This window comes from Pseudomonas sp. AC463 (assembly GCF_979253585.1).
Map to the genome: position 1 here is coordinate 1 of NZ_CEEDDZ010000810.1, position 258 is coordinate 258.

Sequence of the window (258 nt, forward strand, 5' to 3'; positions counted from 1 at the left end):
GCACCCGCTATGGCGAGCTGTTCGAATTCTGGTTCGACGGCGCCAACGGCGGCGACGGCTATTATGGCGGCGCGCGCGAGACCCGGACGATCGATGCACCGAAATATTACGACTGGCCGTCGATCATCGCGCTCGTCCACCAGCACCAGCCGATGGCGTGCACCTTCGATCCGCTCGGCACCGACATCCGCTGGGTCGGGAACGAGGACGGGGTGGCGGGCGACCCATGCTGGCCGACGATGCCCAATCACCCCTATG

General features: G+C 65.9%; 1 protein-coding gene. It reads left to right on the forward strand.

Going from position 1 to position 258, the window contains the following annotated elements:
• A partial coding sequence (locus AC0IYH_RS32475) for a hypothetical protein (RefSeq protein ID WP_471838464.1) occupies positions 1–258 on the forward strand: 258 nt, incomplete at both ends.